Origin of the sequence: Salinicoccus sesuvii (assembly GCF_042648145.1) — a bacterium.
GTDB classification, from domain to species: domain Bacteria; phylum Bacillota; class Bacilli; order Staphylococcales; family Salinicoccaceae; genus Salinicoccus; species Salinicoccus sesuvii.
In genome coordinates this window covers 102494-122353 of record NZ_JBHRWV010000002.1, presented here as the reverse complement: position 1 = coordinate 122353, position 19860 = coordinate 102494, and the positions used below count along the sequence as shown (strand labels likewise).

Here is a 19860-nt window from a genome sequence, read left to right as displayed (position 1 = left end):
TATAATCGATAGCATACCAGTTTTAAACAAAAAGGAGAACATTTCATGTACCATACCATTATTGTCGGGGGCGGCGTGAGCGGTCTTATGGCTGCTTATGCATCCTCTGAGACCGGCCGGCGTGTACTGCTCATAGAGAAGAACAAGTCACTCGGAAAGAAACTTCTGATATCCGGGGGCGGACGCTGCAACGTGACCAACCGACTACCTTATGAAGAAATTATCAGTCATATACCGGGGAACGGGAAATTTTTGTATGGCCCCTTCAGTACATTTGATAACGAGAGCATTATCCGGTTCATCGAGTCACGCGGCATCGCACTCAAAGAGGAAGACCACGGACGGATGTTTCCAGTAACCGACAAAGCACAAGATATTTTGAATGTCTTTATGTCTGCGCTCGACGAAAATCAGGTGGAGATCAGAACCGAAACAACCGTTAAAGAAATTATGGTCGATAAATCACAAACAACAGGGATCAGACTGGAGGATGGCACTGTGATCGAATCATCCAATGTCGTCATTACCACTGGTGGAAAGAGTGTGCCACAGACCGGTTCGACAGGTGATGGTCACCGCTTCGCAGCTTCTGCTGGACATAGGATTACAGAACTGTTTCCAACAGAAGTTCCCATCACTTCTCCCGAACCCTTCATCAGGGAAGGTAGGCTGAAAGGTTTGAGCCTGTCTGATATCTCGCTTTCAGTGCTTAAAAAGAATGGTAGACCAAGAGTAACACATAGAATGGACATGATATTCACTCACTTCGGTGTGAGCGGACCTGCCGCCCTCCGTTGTAGCCAATTCGTCTACAAAGAGAAGAAAAGCCAGAAGAAAGAGCAGATTTCCATGTCCCTTGATTTTTTCCCTGACGAAAGTATTAACCAAATGCGTATTCTAATTGAAGAGAAAATCTCTAACAATCGTGACCGTTCGTTGAAGAATACATTGAAAACTCTAATGCAAGAGCGTCTTGTCCTTTTCTTGCTGGATTTCCTCGAGGTAGATGGTTCCGCCAATGGGCACCATGTAACAAGGGAAAGCATCGACAAAATTGTCAACTTTTTAAAAGATTTCCGATTCAAGGTTGACGGTACTCAGTCTATAGAGAAAGCTTTCGTGACAGGGGGTGGCGTATCTCTGAAAGAAGTCACACCCCAAACAATGGAAAGTCGCGTGACAAAGGGTTTATATTTCGCTGGAGAAGTTCTGGATATACACGGCTACACGGGGGGTTATAATATTACCAGTGCACTTGTGACCGGATATGTAGCTGGTCATAGTACCACCATGTGAAAAGACCTCCCGAACTCGGGAGGTCTTCTTTAGTTGGCAACAATATTGACGAGCTTACCTGGAACGACGATTACTTTCCTCACCGTCTTTTCCCGGATGGCCTCTTGTACACGATTTGACTCAATCGCGATACGTTCCAGATCTTCCTTGCTGGCTTCAGCTGGTACGTTCATCTTTTCTTTCACCTTGCCATTGACTTGAATGACAATTTCAACTTCATCTTCGACAAGTTTCGATTCATCGAAGTTAGGCCAAGTCGAGTAAGCAATGGTGCCGCTATGCCCAAGCGTTTCCCACAGTTCTTCCGCAATGTGTGGCGCTACAGGGGACAACAGTTTTACAAATCCTTCAACGTAATCGCGATTCAACTCTTCCTGCTTGTAGCATTCATTGATGAACACCATGAGCTGCGAAATAGCTGTATTAAAGTTCAAGGATTCGAAATCCTCACTCACCTTTTTGACAGTGGCATGATAAACCTTATCAAGTTCAGGTGTCGCACTTTCGATGATATGTCCTTTCAGCTGTCCATTCTCATCGACAAGCAGTCTCCACACTCGATCCAAGAATCGGCGTGCACCATCGAGACCATTATCACTCCAGGCAATTGAAGCATCGAGTGGTCCCATAAACATCTCGTATAGTCTAAGTGTATCTGCACCATGTGAAGCGACGATATCATCAGGATTAATGACATTGCCCTTAGACTTGCTCATCTTCTCATTACCTTCTCCAAGAATCATGCCTTGGTTGAATAGCTTCTGGAACGGCTCCTTCGTTTCTACGACACCTACATCATATAGTACTTTGTGCCAAAACCTAGCGTATAGTAGGTGCAGTACAGCATGCTCTGCCCCACCGATATAGAGATCGACAGGCATCCAGTGCTGGAGCTTTTCCTTAGAAGCAAGTGCTTCGGTGTTATGTGGGTCAATGAACCTGAGGTAATACCAGCAACTACCTGCCCATTGTGGCATCGTATTTGTTTCCCTGCGGCCTTTGACGCCATCTTCCCTAGTGACAGTTAGCCATTCTTTGTTATTGGCAAGCGGAGATTCCCCTGTACCTGAAGGCTTTATCTCTTCCATCTCGGGTAACATGAGCGGGAGTTCCGATTCATCAAGCACACTCATTGTGCCATCCTCCCAGTAGACAACCGGAATCGGTTCACCCCAGTAGCGCTGACGTGCAAAAAGCCAGTCGCGTAGCTTATAAGTTGTCTTTTGCTCTCCGGCACTTTGGGATTTGAGAATCTCTATCGCTTTTGTGATGGCCGTTTCCTTGTCGAGACCGTCAAGCGCACCTGAATTGATGTGCACACCGTCTCCGGTATATGCTTCCTTCTCAATGTCTCCGCCTTCCACAACCGCCTTGATTGGGAGATTATACGCATGTGCGAATTCGTAATCTCGCTCGTCATGTGCGGGTACTGCCATGATGGCACCTGTGCCATAAGAGGCAAGCACATAATCAGCAATCCAAATCGGCATTTTATCACCTGATAATGGATTGATAGCATAAGCGCCAGTAAATGCCCCCGACTTCTCCTTCGACAAGTCAGTACGTTCTAGTTCACTTTTTCTAGCAGCTTTCTCCTGATAAGCTTCAATCTCTGAGCGATATTCCTCTTTTGTAATGACATCAATCAGTTCGTGTTCTGGTGACAGAACGGCATAAGTGGCCCCATGGATGGTGTCTGGACGTGTTGTAAATGCAGTAAAGGATTCGTTTGTACCGTCTATCTTAAAGGTGATGTTCGCCCCTTCTGATCTGCCAATCCAGTTTCTTTGCATATCTTTGAGTGATTCCGGCCAGTCCAAATCTTCCAAGTCTTCAAGTAGGCGGTCCGCATAGGCTGTAATCTTGAGCATCCACTGCTTCATCGGCTTTCTGACAACCGGATGTCCACCGCGCTCCGACACACCATCGATGACTTCTTCATTGGCAAGTACTGTGCCTAGTGCTTCACACCAGTTCACCGGTACTTCATCAACGTAGGCGAGGCCCTTGTTGTAGAGCTGTATGAAAATCCATTGTGTCCACTTGTAGTAGTCCGGATCTGTCGTATTGATTTCACGGTCCCAGTCGTAGCTGAAACCGAGTTCCTTGATCTGGCGACGGAAGTTATCGATGTTCTTTTCATTGAACGCACGAATGTCATTCCCTGTATCGATGGCGTACTGTTCAGCTGGCAACCCGAATGCATCCCAGCCGATTGGATGCAACACATTATAGCCCTGCATCCGCTTCATTCTCGAAATGATATCTGTTGCCGTATAGCCTTCTGGATGCCCAACATGCAGGCCCGCTCCTGATGGATATGGAAACATATCGAGCGCATAGAACTTCTTCTTGTCATACTCTTCCTCTGTCTTGAATATCTTTTCTTGTTCCCAATGGGTCTGCCATTTCTTTTCAATTTCCTGATGATTAAACGCCATAAAAATCCTCCTTGAATATAAATAATCCCATGCCTGTATAAGCATGGGACGATCATATATCTATACGACCGCGGTACCACCCGCATTCACCGTTAAGTGCAACTTCATTCGATAAGATTAGTTTGGATTTGGACAAGTTCGTATACTTCTACTACTGGTTCACACCATCCACCAGCTCTCTTGAAATGCATCCGTATACTACTGACTCCAACACTTATAAATATAGATTATATTCATTCAATTGGCAAGGCGTATCTTCAAGTCCCCTTAATATCGACACCTTCCACCTGAAGCAACCCCCGCTTTTTATCAAGTCCCCCCGTATATCCACCAAGTGAACCATCCGAAGCAATGACCCGGTGGCATGGCACAATAATTGAGATGGGATTTTTACCATTGGCATTCGCAACAGCTCTTGAATGATTCGGTCCACCACAGTCTGCAGCCAATTGCTTGTAACTGATGGTCTCACCATAAGGAATTTCAGTAAGACGCTGCCATACTTTCTGCTGGAAAGGGGTGCCGGTAGTAAATCTGAGAGGCACAGAGAAATGCGTACGTTCCCGGTCGAAGTACTCATTAAGCTCCTCGACACATTGTCTGATTACCGGAGAGCTTCTGTTCGAATTATTTACTTCCGTTGCTTCCACTCGACCCGCGTGGTCAAGCCCGACAATATAATCCGTTTCGGAGCGAATTTTAAGCCATCCGATTGGCGTGTCCATATAATAAATGTCCGTCATAACCATCAGTCCTTATAAGTAATATTAAAACCAACATCGTATCTCCTAGCCACTTTGATGAGTACGAACCAAGAGGTAGCTACACATACAATCAGAAAACCGATGACAAGCATCGTACCATTACGTAGGCCGCCCTGTCCCATTGCGTCCATGTCTGCAAGAAAATTTGATAATGCAGAAACTAGCATGTAAACAAAAAATATTGTGAATCCGATGATGACGTTACTTAATATATCAAGGCGTTTCGACGGATTCTTACGACTGACGACCGGGTTGGCACTGCCGATCAGCATCCCGAGTGGCGTAGCAACGACGCAAACCAGCACAATACATAGAAGCACGTAAAGTAACATGTTCACGCTAGCTGTTGAAAAGTACCATACACCAGTGAAAATAACCATAAGAAAAGGCGCGGTCACCAGAAAATTGAACACATATTTTGAACATGCTATAAGCCGGCCGGACACAGGTAGTATGTCCAGGAAATGAAAGTGCTCTGCATCTCGTGCGGTATGGTGGGCACTTATATATAGTCCGGTAATCAGTGCACCACCGGCAGCTGTAGCGAGCAACTGGCTACCTTCGACGATCAAAGAGAGCGTCCCCTCCTCTGTTGTCGAAGAAATATACACAAGCACAAGCGGCAGCATGAATATAGGAAGCAATGCCGCGAGCTCTCTCGGGTTGCGGTATGACAGTTTTATATCTTTGACAACCAGCATGTGGACAGGATTTCTGATTTTATCTCGCCTTGCTTTTGAACTTTTGGATGAATGTCCCTCTATAATCCCTATTCTATCAACCGATTTTACTACGATAAACCGTGTTGCGATTACTGCACCGAGTGCTAGCACCAATAGAAGGCACGGCACAATGATACCGATTAAAATAGTATAGTCATATAGAAAACCGCTATAGGATACCGGCACCTCCGGGAAACTTGAGAATACATTACTCAATGCATCATTTGTGGCAAATAGGACAACATAGATCAGAAGGAATGATAAACCGCCCAGAAATGACAGTGTGTTACTAACCTTCTTAATTGGTAGTGCATTCGCCGTAAGAAACACAACACTAAAGGATACAGATGTAAAAATAATACCGAGTGCTATAAAATACGCTATACTGCTGATGACGAGCAGCCATTGATGGTCTCTTAAAGCGAGCGCCGCCCCTACGATTATCGACAATGGCAAGAGGATTGACGTAGCGTATAACGCATTGTGTTTGATAAACTTTGCCCAAAACAGCTCGCCTGATGAAATTGGATATGTTAAATAGAGCGCTATATGGCCATTTAAAATCACATCTTTGATAATGAAGTGAATGGACAGCAGGATAATTACGATACCACTGGCAAGCGTCAGCAGCAGCAGGTAAGTATCGATATTGACCTTGTCAACTGAAGTAGTGATTGAAAAAAGGACTATCCCCACAAAGGGCACGAAAAAAAGTAGAACTAACAAGCTGAGCAGTATGTAACCAATCCTGCGTCCATCGCCGAGTACTCTCCAGTAGTTTGAGAATATACGACGCTCTGTATCAAGTATCAGACGAATCATGTGGTTTCACCTCTGTTAACCCAAGGAAGATATCTTCGAGCCGAGCCGACTGATCTCCTATCGTTTCTCTGAGTGCTTTAAGTGTACCATGGGCCATTTTTTTGCCCTTGTAAATGATGAAGATATCTGTCGCTATCTCTTCGGCTAGCGACAGGTTATGCGTCGTTAAAAAGACAGTCCGACCAGACTTTACATATGCTCTCAGATAGTCCTTTAGATTACGGTTGCTTTTTGGATCAAGTCCCACTGTCGGTTCGTCAAGAAACAGAATATCAGGCTCGTGAATGAGTGCACCGATAAGTGCGACCTTCTGTTTCATACCGTGAGAGTACTCTTCTATCAGCCTATCGAGTTGCCCTTCCAAATCAAAAAGCGCTAAAAGTTCTCTTTTCCTTTCTTTAAAGGTGGTGGTATCGATTCTGTAGGCGCTCGCGATAAAATTTAGATACTCGCGGCCGGTCAATTTGCCCATTAGATCCGGCGTATCTGGAACGAAGCTTATTCGTTTTTTAAGATGCGTTTTATCAGGCGCCATCACCTCTTCGAATAGTTCTATGGAACCACTTGATGCCCTGAGCAGACCCGTTAGCATTCGTATTGTCGTCGATTTGCCTGATCCATTCGGACCGATGAAAGCAAACAGTTCCCCACCCCGAACCGTAAAACTCAAATCTTCCACTACGGGACTGCCACCATAACTTTTGTTCAAACCTTCAACTTTGAGCATAACTTCTCCTTAGTGTGATAAATTTTTTAGTATTTCGCTCCTCCATACTACAATAAATTTCCAGTTTTATAAACTGCCGTAAAATCCGTGCTTATATTAATTGGTATGCTGTCATACCATAATGATATGGTACAATGCCAGTTAGGAATAAGAGGTGACGATAATGACAGAATTCAAATACAGTTTTAACGATAAAAGATATCACACGCTGAATTATCATTTTAAAAATACATTCAATGAAAAAATCTTCAAAGTAGCACTGGATGCTGGTTTTGATTGCCCGAATCGCGATGGTACCGTAGCTTACGGAGGATGTACTTTCTGCTCCGTTGCAGGGAGCGGTGATTTCGCCGGTAGTCGCGTCGACCCAATCCCCGTGCAGTTCGAGACAATCAGAGGACGCATGCAACAACGTAAATGGAAGAAAGGTAAATACATCGCCTACTTCCAATCATTCACCAACACTCATGCGCCTGTCAGTGTGCTCAGAGAAAAATTTGAAGCAGCACTTGAAATAGATGGTGTTGTCGGACTCTCGATCGGCACGAGGCCAGACTGTCTGCCAGAAGACGTCGTCGAATATCTTGCCGAGCTGAATCAGCGTACTTATCTTTGGGTTGAACTCGGTCTTCAGACTATACACGACAGCACAAGCCGTCTAATCAATCGAGCCCATGATATGAAATGCTATCATGACGGAGTAAATAAGCTCAGAAGTCATGGTATCAAGGTATGTAGCCACATCATCAACGGACTGCCTGAAGAGGATTATGATATGATGATGGAGACTGCTCAAGCTGTTGCGGATATGGATGTGCAAGGCATCAAAATCCATCTGCTACATTTACTCAAAGGCACACCGATGGTCAAACAATACGAAAAGGGTAAACTTTCGTTCCTAAGCCAAGATGCATATATTAATCTCGTGTGCGATCAACTTGAGATACTGCCCAAAGAAATGATTGTTCATCGCATCACAGGCGATGGCCCCATCGATCAGCTCATTGGGCCGATGTGGAGTACTGATAAGTGGAATGTCCTAAACAGCATCGACGATGAACTGAAACGAAGAGGCTCGTATCAAGGGACTCACTACAAGGAGAAGACAAATGCTTAAACGTATTCTGCCGCAGGCAAAGTTTTTCGCTCAAGAAGTCATCAAGCAAGGTGACACCGTCATCGATGCGACCTGTGGAAATGGACATGATACCCACTTTCTTGCAGAATGCACCGGAGAGAGGGGCAAGGTCTACAGCTTCGATATCCAGGAACAAGCACTCGCCAATGCACGGGGCCTTTGTGAAGAAAAAAATAATATCGAATTCATCCTAGATTCCCATGCTAATGTCGATAAGTATATCGGAGAGGCAACTATAAAAGCAGCCATGTTTAACTTGGGTTATCTGCCTAAAGGCAATCATTCAATTACCACTAGCCACGTCTCCACGCTACCTGCCATCGATAAGATATTCAATCGACTTGAAGTGGGCGGGCGAATCGTCATCGTCGTTTACCATGGTCACCCGGCTGGAAAGACTGAAAGAGACTGTCTCCTTGATTTCTTGTCCAAGTGGCCCCAGAAAGATGCACAAGTGCTCAACTACCAATTTATTAATCAGAAGAACGACGCACCATTCATCATCTGCATCGAAAAAAACAGGCATACCTGAAGTTTCAGGTGTGCCTGTTTTCCTATCCTGTAAAACCGATTCTAAACAATTGTGCGTTCAAAAAACGCTCCAAATGATAGTAAGGTGTGTCAGTATCTTCCCTTTGGAAGATACTGTGCTCGATATGATTCAGCATGTGTAGAGAAAATTCCTTCGTATTCATTTGCTTGATGTATTTCGCAGAAAGGAACGGCTCAATAATTTCATTATCCCGGCTCAGCATGGCGAGTACAGGAACATCTGGAAAATCGTCCATGAATTCGGTCGTTGTCTTCATCTGATTGATGACCGTTCGGTACCAGTGGTAGCTTACTTTTCTGACGAGCAGTTCGTCATTTTCGTACTGCTTTAGAAAGAAATCATCCGCAGTGAACTGGCTGAAATGAATACCAAGATCAAAACGCGTTGTATCACTCGTTGTTCTTATGCTTGTACGTATCGTGTTCTTCCTATTCATGAATGACTGTTTGAATGCTAGCATCGGATTAAGTAGTATAGCACCGTCTGTATCAATGAGGTTCTGACGCAGTGCTTCTGTAATGATAAGTCCACCAAGCCCCTGACCGATGATAAAGGTTGGTAACCTATAGGCACGGGCTACTTCATACCATTCCCGCACACGGTCGGTGTACTGGCTGAAATCAGTAATATGTCCTTTGTTGATCCTTGTCGTCTGTCCATGGCCCGGAAGGTCTCCACTAACAACATGATATCCAGAATTTTTAAGCTGTGATACTAGTTGCATATAGTATTCATGATGCTCGAGCATATCATGTACAATCACGATGACACCTTTAGGCTGTCTATCCGTTTCCCATTTCCACATTGCCATACTCCTAACGTACTATAATTCTTTTTTATATGATAGACTTATTATATCAATCGAATTAAAGAAAGGACATGAGAAATGATTATCGACTATAAAGGACTTACCCCAAAAATAGATGAAAGCGCTTTTATAGCGCCGAATGCCACTGTCATTGGCGATGTTGAACTCGGGGCATATGCTTCCGTATGGTTTGGTACAGTATTGAGAGGGGATATTGCGCCGATTCGCATCGGCAACTACACAAATATACAAGATCTATCTGTTCTCCATGAAACACCCGATATGCCATTAGTCATAGAGGATTATGTGACAATTGGGCATAAAGTGACGCTTCACAGCTGTACCATCAAGAAAGGAGCATTAATCGGAATGGATTCCACGATACTTGATGGTGCGGTCGTTGGAGAGAATGCTTTCATCGGCGCCGGCAGCTTGGTGACACCTGGGACAGAGATTCCCAAAAACACTATGGCCTTTGGCAGGCCTGCAAAAGTCGTCAGGGAACTGACGGAAGCGGATAAAGTGGAAATGAAAAGGATAAATGAAACTTATGTTTCGCACATTCCCCACTACAAATAACAGATTTTACACAGATTTAAGTTGTCAAAAAATTATGATCAGGAGTAGAATATAGAGTGTAAGAAGATTCAGGAGGTAGAACATGCCATTATTAAGAGATATTTTCATCGCATTATCGGAGAATGACACATTGAACGATGCAAGTAAGAAGGTTGGTTTGAAATTCGGAGCCAGTAAAGTTGTTGCTGGAATTACCGTAGAGGATACTATTGAAAGAATCAAGGACATCAATGCTCAAGGCATGAGTGTCAGCTTCGACAATCTTGGGGAGTTTATTACTGAGAAGACAGATGCACTTGAAGAAAAGAACATCATTCTCGAAATGATCCAGGCAATCGGGGACAAAGGTCTTGACGCTTCGGCATCCATCAAATTGACCCAGATTGGACTGCATATCGATTATGACTTCTGTCTGGAAAATATCAGAGAGATTGTCCAAGCTGCAAAGATGCAGGATATGTTCGTCAATATAGATATGGAAAACTATGCATCCTATGGCGACACCATCCGTATCGTAGATACGCTAAACGAGGAGTACGATAATGTAGGGACAGTACTGCAATCCTACCTCTTCACTGCCAAGGATGATGTCTATAAATACAAAGACAACAGAATTCGTTTTGTCAAAGGTGCTTATAAAGAATCACCGCAAGTGGCATTACAAGAGAAGGAGGATATCGACAAGGCGCTCGAACTATTAATTAGATTGCACTTGACCAACGGTAGCGGCTTTACTTCGATAGCCACGCACGATCACAACATCATCGAGAATGTCATCGAATTCATCAAGGAAAACGATATTCCGAATGATCGATTTGAATTTCAGATGCTTTTTGGGTTCCGTAAAGAGCTGCAGAGGGAGCTTGTAGAAAGAGGCTACAATGTATGTGTCTACATTCCTTTTGGCAGTGACTGGTATGCCTACTTTATGAGGAGGCTTGCAGAGCGCCCTCAGAATATAAACCTTGTTCTTAAATCAATTACTAAAAGTCCAACATTCAAGACCGGAGCAACTGCTGCTGGAACTGTAGTGGCCGGACTCGCACTGTTGAAACTATTTAAAAAGTAAAGAGAGAGGCAACGGTCGTTGCCCCTCTCTATTTTGTTTGTGCATAGAACTGTTTCACAATCTTTTCTGCACTGCGATTTAGTAGATGCACAGATTGAGAGAGATAGTTCGAACCGTATGTCAGTGCTCCAAGTACGAACATCTCCCGAACTGTTCCTGTTCTTGCGCTGATGATATGATGATTCTGATCGACAAGCAAACCGCCGAATTCATCTGGTGATGCAAGAAAATGTTCTAGGATGCTACCGATGACACCACCATCATCTTTTTGAACCTTCACAGAAGGTCCAGTCGCATTAATAATGATATCCATATTAAACTGCCAGCCGTCTGCAGTTGATACATCGAACCCATCAGATGCATCGATGTTATTTATATTTTCTATAATGCGAAGCTTTCCAGAATCCATCCACTCGACAAGGCCCTCCGCCACAGGGGCCGGCATCGGTGAATGGTTCTCTTCGATTAAGGGATGGTATTTGCTGAGAAATTCACTCTTGTCAGAGTGAGAAAGATACTGAAAAATATCACTAAATAACGGATTCGCTGCAGATATCAGATACTGCAACTTACCAACAGCCTCAGGATGTTCAAGGTCGTACTGGAGATCTTGCCTAGTGTTTCCAGTTCGCCTAAAAAATAGACGCCAGTCAACCCCTTGATGCGCAAGCTCTCTTACAAAAAGCGCCTTCAGTTCCAATAGACTGATTTCGTCATTATGAACCAACTTATGCAGTCTTTCAGATGTAAAAAACTGAAGTGTTATTTCGCTGTATGTCCCTCTTACCGACGGCATCTCACCACTTCTTGAAAAAGCATGGACTTCCTGAGTATCTGTCTCAAGTAATAAGTAACGGATACAGTCGATGGCAGAAAGCCCACAGCCGAGTATACCGATTGCTTTTTCACCAGATCGAGGCAGATTATCTGTTACGGGATATGGATCGAATATATAGTTGGTAATTCCTTTAAGGTTGTAAGGATCACTATATTCCAATTGCCCGACAGTCAGGAACACATGAGTGTATACCTTCTTTTGTCCTTCTGAGTATAGTGCAAAGCATCTTGTTGATGAATCGTATTGGAGATCCTCGATCATCGCATATCTCACTTCTATGTTTTTATACGACGCACATATGTGATCGAGTCTACTTCTCAAATATCTCCCGAAAAGACTTCTGCTCGTATAAGTATCTGTAGCATACCCATTCGACTGAAGCCAGCTCTCAAAGTTCGGCGCTTTATCACCAAAAGCCATATCTGGAGTGGGTATATTTAGTAACAGATGCATACTATCCTCCTGATAAGCATGACCATTTCCCATCATCGACCTTTTGTCATATATATCAATTTCTAAGCTTTCATCATATTCTGAATTACTAACTAGATGATCTAAAAGAGAGATACCTGAGAATCCCCCGCCCACAATCGCTATTCTCTGATGTGTCATTTTACATTATCTCCATTTATAAGTATGTGATACCATTATAAGTGTACCACTATAAATTGGCTTGTGACCAGACTATTTTCGCGGGGGTTCAGTTTGAAAAAATACTTATACATATCGCTCGGTGCTATGATTGGCGCTATACTTAGGTTTTCCATTTCGATAGTCGCAGCATCCTTAGCACTTCCATTTTTTGCAGGCACTCTTATCGTCAATATGTCGGGCGCTTTTGGTGCCGGCCTACTGCTCGCTAAACTTAAAGAACAAGACGTATATTTAAGAAATTTCCTGGTGACAGGACTACTCGGCGGCTTCACCACCTTTTCATTGCTAGCCTATGAACAATACGTTCTTGTTTCCAGCGGTGACTACATCATTTTTGGCGTCTACAGCGTAATAAACATGTTTGGTGGTATGACCTTGGCTATGTTTGGATATAAGGCAGGTGGGATTAGGTCATGATAAACATCGTACTCATTTCAATCGGTGCAGCGCTTGGTGCCTCGTTGAGAGGGTTTATTACTTCTCTTACCCTTTTCACCCGCTTCAAACGGCCGCACGGTGTATTCACGGTAAATGCCACTGGCGCTCTACTCATGGGACTCGCCATGTCCATGATGATCCAAGGTAGCACTCCCTATTTTATGGTCGTCTTTGGTTTCCTCGGTGCTTTCACGACTTACTCTGCATTTACTACTGAGCAGTTGCAACTGCTTGAATCTCATGGTGTTAAGGAAATGGTAAAGTATACATTCATGATGACTTTCTTCTGCCTTGTTTCACTCGCCCTTGGACTATTAATTGGCGTATCAATAGTAAGATAACCAAAGGGGCCGCAACCAATCGTTGCGGCCCCTTTAGAATATTATATTTTCATTGAAGTAATTTTTGTTTCCAAGTAAGGTTCTATACCTTCTGGCCCACCTTCACGACCGATGCCACTTTCCTTCAAACCACCAAATGGTATCTGTGCTGCGCTCGGTTTACCGTTATTCCATCCAAGTACACCAAAGTTGAGGCCTTCTTGCAACCTGACCCCATCACGGTAGTTCTCAGTAAAGAAGTAGGCCGCAAGACCATACTCGGTATCATTCGCCTTTTCTATGGCATCCTCAATGTCCGTAAATGTCTGGATTGGTGCCACAGGTCCGAATGTTTCTTCATTCATGACGAGCATATCATCGGTTGCGCCTGTAATGACTGTTGGTTCGATGAAATAGCCGGAATCCTTGTTACCCTCTCCGCCTGCTATGATCCGACCGCCCTTATCCTTCGCATCATTGATATGCTTGATTACTTTGTCATAGCCTGCTTCATTGATCATCGGGCCTATTTTAACATCTTCGTCCATACCATTCCCGACCTTCAATGTTTTCACCTGTTCAGCGAACTTCTCACTGAATGCTTCAGCAATGTCTTCATGGACATAAAATCGATTGGCACATACGCAAGTCTGGCCGGAATTTCTGAATTTGGCTGCGATAGCATGCTCCACTGCAACATCGAGGTCAGCATCCTTATGGACAACCAGCGGTGCATGCCCACCAAGCTCCATTGTGATGTTCTTCACTGTAGAAGCTGCACCTTCCATCAATGTCTTACCCACAGCAGTCGATCCGGTGAATGTTAATTTCATGACTTTCTCAGATTTAGAGAATACTTCGCCTGCATCTTTCCCGGAAGCAGTAACATATTGGATTACTCCTTCTTCAAAGCCTGCTTCCAGTGCGAGATCGAGGAATTTAATCGCTGACAGTGGCGTTTCGCTTGCCGGTTTGACCAAGAACGTGCAGCCTGCAGCAACCGCCGGCGCTGCCTTTCTGGCCATCATGGCGACAGGGAAGTTCCACGGCGTAATTGCTGCTACTACACCAATTGGCTGCTTGGTCACAACGAGGCGCAAATCATCTTCGTGTTGCGGTATAGTACGCCCATAAATTCTTTTTGCTTCCTCAGCGTAGTAATCGATATAGCTGCATGCATACTCCACTTCTCCGGCCGCTTCTTTAATTGGCTTTCCATTCTCTTTTGTAATCAACTCTGCGATTTCATCCTTGTGCTCACGGATGAGTGTCGCCCATCTTACCATCAGTTCACTGCGATCATGAGCATTCTTCTTTTTGTATTGCTTGAACATCTCATGCGCCTTGTCAATCTTCTGTTCGATATCTTCTCTACTATCTTTTTTGATTCGATCAACCTCTTCACCAGTTGCGGGATTGAGTACTACAATTTCTTCAGACATCATGACGCCTCCTTTAGATAAATAAAAGCCCTATAAAAAAATTATAGGACTTTTTAATCTTCAAAACAAAGATTAGGATTATGGATTCAGTTGAAAGATTGCTTCTGCGATTTCATCCAGATCTTTGACAGTATACTGGAAACGGCCATGGAAAACGTATTTCATGAAGAAATTTTCGAGTTCCTCTTCTCCTACCAGCACTTTTATAGACGGGTCTGTAGAATAGTTAGAAATTGAATAGTTTCCATTGTCCTGAGGATTGAAGTAGATCATTGGAACAACATCATATTGAAGTTTAAAGATATTCTTTAACTTCTCAGCAGAGACTTTTGTTTCCTCGATGGTATCGTTATAATAGTTCACTGACACATTCGTATCATCGGACTTTTCAAAAATTAAAGTCTGCTCCTTTGACTTATCTAGCTCAAGGAGATCGAAGAAAGATTCAATATAAGGAAGCGCTTCGAAGTTGCTCTCGCTTACTCCATGTAGAATATGTCCCTTCCAGTACTTGGAATCGATTAGATAAATGCCAGTACGTGTGAGTACAAGATGATCGATTTTTCGTGTATTGGTATAATTTCTAGATGGTAGGTAGACATTCGATAAAATATACATATCCGTTTCCCGAATCTTTTCACTGCGAACCAGACGTTCTTTTAGCTGAATCAGAGCAAGATCCGTGAGGTATTCACCCTTGTCCACCGTAAACTGACGAAGACTTGAGAGCTTATTATTCAGAAGCGTCGTTTCGTTGTGGTAGTTTTCATTTAGAGTAGATACTTCTTTTTTATGTTCGAGACGCTGTGCTTCGTTATCGGATTCGTACTTTTCGACAAGATTATCTTTTTCCTTTTCATAATCCTTCTCGAGCGTATTCACTTTGTTCCTATGTTTCAAATAATAGACCAAGAAAGCAATGGCAATGATGACGAGCAGTGCTGCCAATGCAATAAAAATTGGATCTGTGAAAATTTCCGTGTTCATGGCTTTATTTCATATCCTTCCGTATTAAAATGGGTCATCTTGACTCAAGCTCTGTTCATTATATCAAAATAACATCAATTTACGATTAAAATAAATAATTTTGTAGATATTGACTCCCCTTTTGGTATCTATTATATGAAGAAAATTTTTAGTAACACTTTCATCAATTCGGATAATTTTACTTTTATACAGATTCGTAGGTTACTTCATGTTTTATTATCGTCCGCACGGGTAATACTTTACTAACTTGCTAGTAAGATTAGAGAGATAGCGAGTGCCAGAAATTGGCCCATAGTTAAAAACTAGGAGGAATAATCAATGGAACTCAAAAAGTATCTAATGGCGGGCGGCTTTGCATCTGTACTTGTACTCGGTGCATGCGGCGGTGACGACTCAATGGAAGAAGATACCATGGAGGAGGACACAATGGAAGAAACAACCATGGAAGACGAAACGATGGAAGATTCAACAATGGAAGACGACATGGAGATGGAAGATGACAGCATGGAAGATGACATGGAGATGGATGATACCGACTCCGACAGCTAATACCACTTCCGAATATAAAGGATCTCGGCCGGGCCGAGATCCTTTATTTGCTTTAATTCACTTTAAGGCTTGATAGAGACGTTTTCAATTGTGGAGCTTTATCAAGCTTTTCCCAAGGAAAATCATGGTCGCCACGACCAAAGTGACCATAGCTGGCTGTATTTTTGTAAATCGGGCGACGTAGATTGAGCATATCTATAATCCCGTCCGGAGAGAGATTGAATGTCTCGCGTATGACGTTGACAATATCAGATTCTCCGTAGTCCGAAGTACCGAAGGTATCCACTGAAATCGACACAGGTTCACTTACTCCGATTGCATAGGCTAGCTGAATCTCACATTTGGATGCGATATCTGCAGCCACAATATTCTTTGCAATATATCTGGCCGCATATGCTGCAGAACGGTCGACTTTTGTAGGATCTTTACCACTGAATGCACCACCACCATGACGGGCATATCCGCCGTACGTATCTACAATGATCTTTCTGCCTGTTAAACCAGCATCCCCTTGCGGACCCCCTATAACAAATCGGCCGGTCGGATTGATGATATATTTTGTGTCTTCATCTAGCAGCTCAGTAGGGACCACTTTTTGAATCACTTGCGCAATAAGGTCTTTGCGGATCGTTTCGGTTTCTATTTCCTCATGATGCTGGGATGAAATGACGATAGTATCCACTCTTTTGACGGCGCCTTTTTCATCGTACTCTACGGTAACCTGTGTCTTTCCATCAGGTCTCAAGTAGTCTATGGTTCCGTCTTTTCTCACTTGCGTCAAGCGCCTCGACAATTTGTGAGCCAGTGATATTGGCAACGGCATGAGTTCTTCCGTTTCATTACATGCAAAGCCGAACATTAAACCCTGATCGCCGGCGCCTGTAGAAATGGCATCGGTCTCCCTTGTTTCGACAGCATTGTTGACACCTTGCGCAATATCAGCCGACTGCTCATCTATTCCAGTCAATACGGACATTGTTTTGTAGTCATAACCATACTTGGCACGGGTGTAACCAATCTCCTTGACAGTTTCTCTTACTATTTTAGGTATATCAACATAAGTATTCGTACTTATTTCTCCGACGATCATTGCCATACCGGTGTTAACAACCGTTTCACAGGCAACTCTTGCATTCTCATCCCCTTTTAGTATTTCATCCAGTATTGCATCGGATATCTGATCCGCAATTTTGTCGGGATGCCCCTCAGTTACGGATTCAGAAGTGAAAAGTCTACGTTCTGCCATTGCATATTTCTCCTTTATGATTATTAGCTATCTCCCGTTACCAAAAAATAAAGCCTTTTCCCAATAATACGAGAAAAGGCTCCGCTCTTCCCCTTATCGATCAGAATAACTTCTGCATCCTTTAGCACCTTTCTTTATAGAAAAGAGGTTGCTGGGCTTCATCGGGTATGTTCCCTCCACCGGCTCTTGATAAGAGATAACTTAGACTATAATATACTAGATGATTGCGTCCAAATCAAGTGAATATTATTTTTGTAAATATTATGTTACGTCATTTATCAATGTGTTATACTAATTCGTGAAAGCTACATCTACTTTGAAAATACATAAAATGGGGGCGATGATTATGACAGACCATAGAGGACTTATCGAAAATTTGGTAACTAGAAAAAATTCACATATCCAGCTTTCTACATCTCAACTGGTTGAAAAGTCTTTGGAAAGAAAAGAAGGTAAGCTTGCAGCAACGGGTGCGTTGCGCGCTGAGACTGGTAAGTATACTGGGCGTAGCCCGAAAGACCGTTTTATCGTCAAAGACGCGGTATCGGAACATAAGGTAGACTGGGGAGAAGTCAATCAGCCTATCTCACAAGAAATTTTCGACAACCTTTTCGAGAAGGTCATCAATCACCTTGGAGACAAGGAAGAAATTTTTGTTTTCAACGGCTATGCCGGCGCGGATGAAAAGACGCGTCTTGATCTTAGTGTCATAAATGAGTTCAGCTGGCATAACATGTTTGCCCGCACTATGTTCATCCGTCCCGAGAGTGAAGAAGAAGCTCGCACCATAGAGCCACAATTCACTGTAATTTCTGCACCGACATTCAAAGCTGACCCTTCGACCGATGGTACGGAGTCGGAAGCTTTCATTATCGTTTCACTTGAAAAGGGAGTTATTTTAATCGGAGGAACCGAGTACGCTGGTGAAATGAAAAAATCCATTTTCTCCATTATGAACTATCTGCTGCCTGAACAAGGCGTTATGAGCATGCACTGCTCTGCGAACGTTGGAGAGAACAAGGACGTTGCGCTGTTCTTTGGACTCTCTGGTACGGGTAAGACGACACTTTCTGCTGATTCTCAAAGAGAACTGATCGGTGATGATGAACATGGCTGGAATGAAGACGGGGTATTTAATATTGAAGGCGGATGCTACGCTAAGACAATCAACTTGTCTGCAGAGAAGGAGCCTGAAATCTTTAAAGCCATCAAGTTCGGCTCTGTGCTTGAGAATGTTGTCATTGACGAGTCAGGCATACCTGACTACGACGACAATACACTTACCGAGAACACCCGTGCAGCCTACCCGATCGACCATATAGACAATGCACGCATCCCATCTGTCGCTGGCCATCCGACGACCATCATTTTCTTGACTGCGGATGCATTCGGTGTACTTCCCCCTATCTCAAAGCTGACTAAAGAACAGGCCATGTATCACTTCCTGAGCGGATTTACTTCGAAGCTTGCCGGTACAGAACGAGGTGTGACCTCGCCGCAGCCAGTATTCTCAACATGCTTTGGTTCTCCTTTCTTACCATTGCACGCAACGACCTATGCAAATATGCTTGGTGACCTGATTGATGAGCATGGAGTCGACGTCTATCTGGTTAACACTGGCTGGAGTGGCGGCGAGTACGGTGTCGGCAAACGTATGGATCTTAAATATACCCGTTCGATGATCAGAAGAGCCATCAGCGGAGAACTGCTACTCAATCCGTTTGAAGAGGATTCCACTTTCGGGCTAAGTATTCCGGCTTTTGTTACCGGTGTACCTAAGGAAATTCTCAACCCGAGAAATATTTGGATTTCAGAAGAAGCTTATGATGAGAAAGCCTACAATTTGAAGCAATCCTTCATAGAGAACTTTAAGAAGTTTGGGACAGAATCTGAAAGTATCGCGAAAGCAGGCGGCTTTAAACTCTAGCAGAAAAGTAAATACGCCGGATACCGAGCTCGGTATCCGGCGTATTTACTTGAATGTTTCGTGGGCTTTGCTCATCTGGTACAAGTAGTCTATACAGCAATCATCGAGAAGAAAACTTCTTTTGTCTTCTGGTATTTCCTCCACCGTACTACAGACGATGGGGCCATATGTTTCGCCATATTCACATATGAAGGAGATATCATTCACTTCGGCAAAATAGACTCCCTTTGTGAATGGTTCTGTATCATGAACTGTATATGCTCCGATATAAGTTACTACATCAAGGCTCGCACCTGTCTCTTCGAATACTTCCCTGCGCAGCGCATCTTCAGCTCTTTCCCCTACTTCGATCTTACCGCCGGGAAATTCAATACCGCGTACTTTATGATCGGTTAGAAGATATTTGCCGTCGATTCTGCAGATTCCAAGTACGTGGTCAAGCGGGACAGCATGACCGAGCAGAAGCGTAACTCTTCTGTTTTTATGATCTTTGAATTCAAGCATCCTATCATCTCCAAATTTGCTTAAATCCAGTGTACC

Annotated in this window: 19 protein-coding genes and 1 riboswitch; of the genes, 9 read left to right on the top strand and 10 right to left on the bottom strand. The window is 43.6% G+C overall.

The window, feature by feature from the left end; all coding sequences use genetic code 11:
* The first annotated feature begins 45 nt into the window (after positions 1–45).
* Positions 46–1296, top strand: coding sequence for a BaiN/RdsA family NAD(P)/FAD-dependent oxidoreductase (locus tag ACFOJ8_RS03290; RefSeq protein ID WP_380653262.1), 1251 nt, complete (start codon positions 46–48; stop codon positions 1294–1296).
* 29 nt (positions 1297–1325) lie between these two features.
* Here ACFOJ8_RS03290 and leuS read toward each other — a convergent pair whose 3' ends face one another.
* From leuS to ACFOJ8_RS03270, 4 genes are all read right to left on the bottom strand, one after another.
* Positions 1326–3737, bottom strand: a complete 2412-nt coding sequence (gene leuS, locus ACFOJ8_RS03285; protein WP_380653260.1) for a leucine--tRNA ligase — start codon at positions 3735–3737, stop codon at positions 1326–1328.
* Between the two features lie 257 nt (positions 3738–3994).
* Entirely contained in the window at positions 3995–4480 is a 486-nt protein-coding gene (locus ACFOJ8_RS03280) for a methylated-DNA--[protein]-cysteine S-methyltransferase (protein ID WP_380653258.1), read from the bottom strand.
* Positions 4481–4485: 5 nt separating this feature from the next.
* Positions 4486–6045, bottom strand: coding sequence for a hypothetical protein (locus tag ACFOJ8_RS03275; protein WP_380653256.1), 1560 nt, complete (start codon positions 6043–6045; stop codon positions 4486–4488).
* Positions 6026–6772 (bottom strand): ABC transporter ATP-binding protein, encoded by a 747-nt coding sequence (locus tag ACFOJ8_RS03270; protein WP_380653254.1) that lies wholly within the window; start codon positions 6770–6772, stop codon positions 6026–6028. Before ACFOJ8_RS03270 ends, ACFOJ8_RS03275 begins: the two co-directional genes overlap by 20 nt.
* A 163-nt stretch (positions 6773–6935) precedes the next feature.
* Between ACFOJ8_RS03270 and ACFOJ8_RS03265 the strand changes: the two genes are divergently transcribed.
* Together ACFOJ8_RS03265 and ACFOJ8_RS03260 are read left to right on the top strand one after the other, a co-directional pair.
* Positions 6936–7889, top strand: a complete 954-nt coding sequence (locus ACFOJ8_RS03265; RefSeq protein WP_380653252.1) for a TIGR01212 family radical SAM protein — start codon at positions 6936–6938, stop codon at positions 7887–7889.
* Positions 7882–8442: a class I SAM-dependent methyltransferase gene (locus tag ACFOJ8_RS03260; RefSeq protein ID WP_380653250.1), complete on the top strand. Its 561-nt coding sequence runs from the start codon at positions 7882–7884 to the stop codon at positions 8440–8442. The genes ACFOJ8_RS03265 and ACFOJ8_RS03260 overlap by 8 nt, the downstream gene beginning before the upstream one ends.
* Before the next feature lie 22 nt (positions 8443–8464).
* Here ACFOJ8_RS03260 and ACFOJ8_RS03255 read toward each other — a convergent pair whose 3' ends face one another.
* Positions 8465–9268, bottom strand: coding sequence for an alpha/beta fold hydrolase (locus ACFOJ8_RS03255; protein ID WP_380653247.1), 804 nt, complete (start codon positions 9266–9268; stop codon positions 8465–8467).
* Positions 9269–9349: 81 nt separating this feature from the next.
* On the opposite strand from ACFOJ8_RS03255, the gene ACFOJ8_RS03250 reads away from it, so the two are divergent.
* Together ACFOJ8_RS03250 and ACFOJ8_RS03245 are read left to right on the top strand one after the other, a co-directional pair.
* Positions 9350–9850 carry a gamma carbonic anhydrase gene (locus ACFOJ8_RS03250; protein ID WP_380653244.1) on the top strand — a complete coding sequence of 167 codons (501 nt, stop codon included), beginning with the start codon at positions 9350–9352 and terminating at the stop codon, positions 9848–9850.
* A gap of 82 nt (positions 9851–9932) precedes the next feature.
* On the top strand, positions 9933–10919 hold the full coding sequence (locus ACFOJ8_RS03245; RefSeq protein ID WP_380653242.1) for a proline dehydrogenase family protein: 987 nt from the start codon (positions 9933–9935) through the stop codon (positions 10917–10919).
* A 28-nt stretch (positions 10920–10947) separates the two neighbouring features.
* Here the strand turns inward: ACFOJ8_RS03245 and ACFOJ8_RS03240 are convergent, their stop codons facing one another.
* Positions 10948–12369: an FAD/NAD(P)-binding protein gene (locus tag ACFOJ8_RS03240; RefSeq protein WP_380653240.1), complete on the bottom strand. Its 1422-nt coding sequence runs from the start codon at positions 12367–12369 to the stop codon at positions 10948–10950.
* 63 nt (positions 12370–12432) lie between these two features.
* Between ACFOJ8_RS03240 and ACFOJ8_RS03235 the strand changes: the two genes are divergently transcribed.
* Positions 12433–12828, top strand: coding sequence for a fluoride efflux transporter FluC (locus ACFOJ8_RS03235; protein WP_380653237.1), 396 nt, complete (start codon positions 12433–12435; stop codon positions 12826–12828).
* Complete coding sequence (locus tag ACFOJ8_RS03230; RefSeq protein WP_380653234.1) at positions 12825–13190, top strand: fluoride efflux transporter FluC; 366 nt, start codon at positions 12825–12827, stop codon at positions 13188–13190. Before ACFOJ8_RS03235 ends, ACFOJ8_RS03230 begins: the two co-directional genes overlap by 4 nt.
* 41 nt (positions 13191–13231) lie before the next feature.
* Here ACFOJ8_RS03230 and ACFOJ8_RS03225 read toward each other — a convergent pair whose 3' ends face one another.
* The gene (locus ACFOJ8_RS03225; RefSeq protein WP_380653231.1) at positions 13232–14611 is read right to left on the bottom strand and encodes an NAD-dependent succinate-semialdehyde dehydrogenase; all 1380 of its coding nucleotides are present in this window, start codon (positions 14609–14611) and stop codon (positions 13232–13234) included.
* Positions 14612–14689: 78 nt separating this feature from the next.
* Positions 14690–15598, bottom strand: coding sequence for a nuclease-related domain-containing protein (locus ACFOJ8_RS03220; RefSeq protein ID WP_380653229.1), 909 nt, complete (start codon positions 15596–15598; stop codon positions 14690–14692).
* Positions 15599–15916: 318 nt separating this feature from the next.
* On the opposite strand from ACFOJ8_RS03220, the gene ACFOJ8_RS03215 reads away from it, so the two are divergent.
* Positions 15917–16147, top strand: a complete 231-nt coding sequence (locus ACFOJ8_RS03215; RefSeq protein ID WP_380653226.1) for a hypothetical protein — start codon at positions 15917–15919, stop codon at positions 16145–16147.
* A 52-nt stretch (positions 16148–16199) separates the two neighbouring features.
* Here the strand turns inward: ACFOJ8_RS03215 and metK are convergent, their stop codons facing one another.
* On the bottom strand, positions 16200–17393 hold the full coding sequence (metK, locus tag ACFOJ8_RS03210) for a methionine adenosyltransferase (protein ID WP_380653223.1): 1194 nt from the start codon (positions 17391–17393) through the stop codon (positions 16200–16202).
* A gap of 90 nt (positions 17394–17483) precedes the next feature.
* Positions 17484–17589: riboswitch (SAM riboswitch) on the bottom strand.
* Positions 17590–17739: 150 nt separating this feature from the next.
* Here metK and pckA point away from each other — a divergent pair.
* Positions 17740–19320: a phosphoenolpyruvate carboxykinase (ATP) gene (pckA, locus tag ACFOJ8_RS03205; RefSeq protein WP_380653221.1), complete on the top strand. Its 1581-nt coding sequence runs from the start codon at positions 17740–17742 to the stop codon at positions 19318–19320.
* A 45-nt stretch (positions 19321–19365) separates the two neighbouring features.
* On the opposite strand, the gene ACFOJ8_RS03200 is transcribed toward pckA, so the two are convergent.
* Positions 19366–19824 carry an NUDIX domain-containing protein gene (locus tag ACFOJ8_RS03200; RefSeq protein ID WP_380653219.1) on the bottom strand — a complete coding sequence of 153 codons (459 nt, stop codon included), beginning with the start codon at positions 19822–19824 and terminating at the stop codon, positions 19366–19368.
* Positions 19825–19860 lie beyond the last annotated feature (36 nt).

Bases quoted from the DNA above. Each gene is read 5' to 3' on its own strand.
- ACFOJ8_RS03290 (WP_380653262.1), top strand. From the start codon at position 46: ATGTACCATACCATTATTGTCGGGGGCGGCGTGAGCGGTCTTATGGCT.
- leuS (WP_380653260.1), bottom strand. From the start codon at position 3,737: ATGGCGTTTAATCATCAGGAAATTGAAAAGAAATGGCAGACCCATTGG.
- ACFOJ8_RS03280 (WP_380653258.1), bottom strand. From the start codon at position 4,480: ATGACGGACATTTATTATATGGACACGCCAATCGGATGGCTTAAAATT.
- ACFOJ8_RS03275 (WP_380653256.1), bottom strand. From the start codon at position 6,045: ATGATTCGTCTGATACTTGATACAGAGCGTCGTATATTCTCAAACTAC.
- ACFOJ8_RS03270 (WP_380653254.1), bottom strand. From the start codon at position 6,772: ATGCTCAAAGTTGAAGGTTTGAACAAAAGTTATGGTGGCAGTCCCGTA.
- ACFOJ8_RS03265 (WP_380653252.1), top strand. From the start codon at position 6,936: ATGACAGAATTCAAATACAGTTTTAACGATAAAAGATATCACACGCTG.
- ACFOJ8_RS03260 (WP_380653250.1), top strand. From the start codon at position 7,882: ATGCTTAAACGTATTCTGCCGCAGGCAAAGTTTTTCGCTCAAGAAGTC.
- ACFOJ8_RS03255 (WP_380653247.1), bottom strand. From the start codon at position 9,268: ATGTGGAAATGGGAAACGGATAGACAGCCTAAAGGTGTCATCGTGATT.
- ACFOJ8_RS03250 (WP_380653244.1), top strand. From the start codon at position 9,350: ATGATTATCGACTATAAAGGACTTACCCCAAAAATAGATGAAAGCGCT.
- ACFOJ8_RS03245 (WP_380653242.1), top strand. From the start codon at position 9,933: ATGCCATTATTAAGAGATATTTTCATCGCATTATCGGAGAATGACACA.
- ACFOJ8_RS03240 (WP_380653240.1), bottom strand. From the start codon at position 12,369: ATGACACATCAGAGAATAGCGATTGTGGGCGGGGGATTCTCAGGTATC.
- ACFOJ8_RS03230 (WP_380653234.1), top strand. From the start codon at position 12,825: ATGATAAACATCGTACTCATTTCAATCGGTGCAGCGCTTGGTGCCTCG.
- ACFOJ8_RS03225 (WP_380653231.1), bottom strand. From the start codon at position 14,611: ATGTCTGAAGAAATTGTAGTACTCAATCCCGCAACTGGTGAAGAGGTT.
- ACFOJ8_RS03220 (WP_380653229.1), bottom strand. From the start codon at position 15,598: ATGAACACGGAAATTTTCACAGATCCAATTTTTATTGCATTGGCAGCA.
- ACFOJ8_RS03215 (WP_380653226.1), top strand. From the start codon at position 15,917: ATGGAACTCAAAAAGTATCTAATGGCGGGCGGCTTTGCATCTGTACTT.
- metK (WP_380653223.1), bottom strand. From the start codon at position 17,393: ATGGCAGAACGTAGACTTTTCACTTCTGAATCCGTAACTGAGGGGCAT.
- pckA (WP_380653221.1), top strand. From the start codon at position 17,740: ATGACAGACCATAGAGGACTTATCGAAAATTTGGTAACTAGAAAAAAT.
- ACFOJ8_RS03200 (WP_380653219.1), bottom strand. From the start codon at position 19,824: ATGCTTGAATTCAAAGATCATAAAAACAGAAGAGTTACGCTTCTGCTC.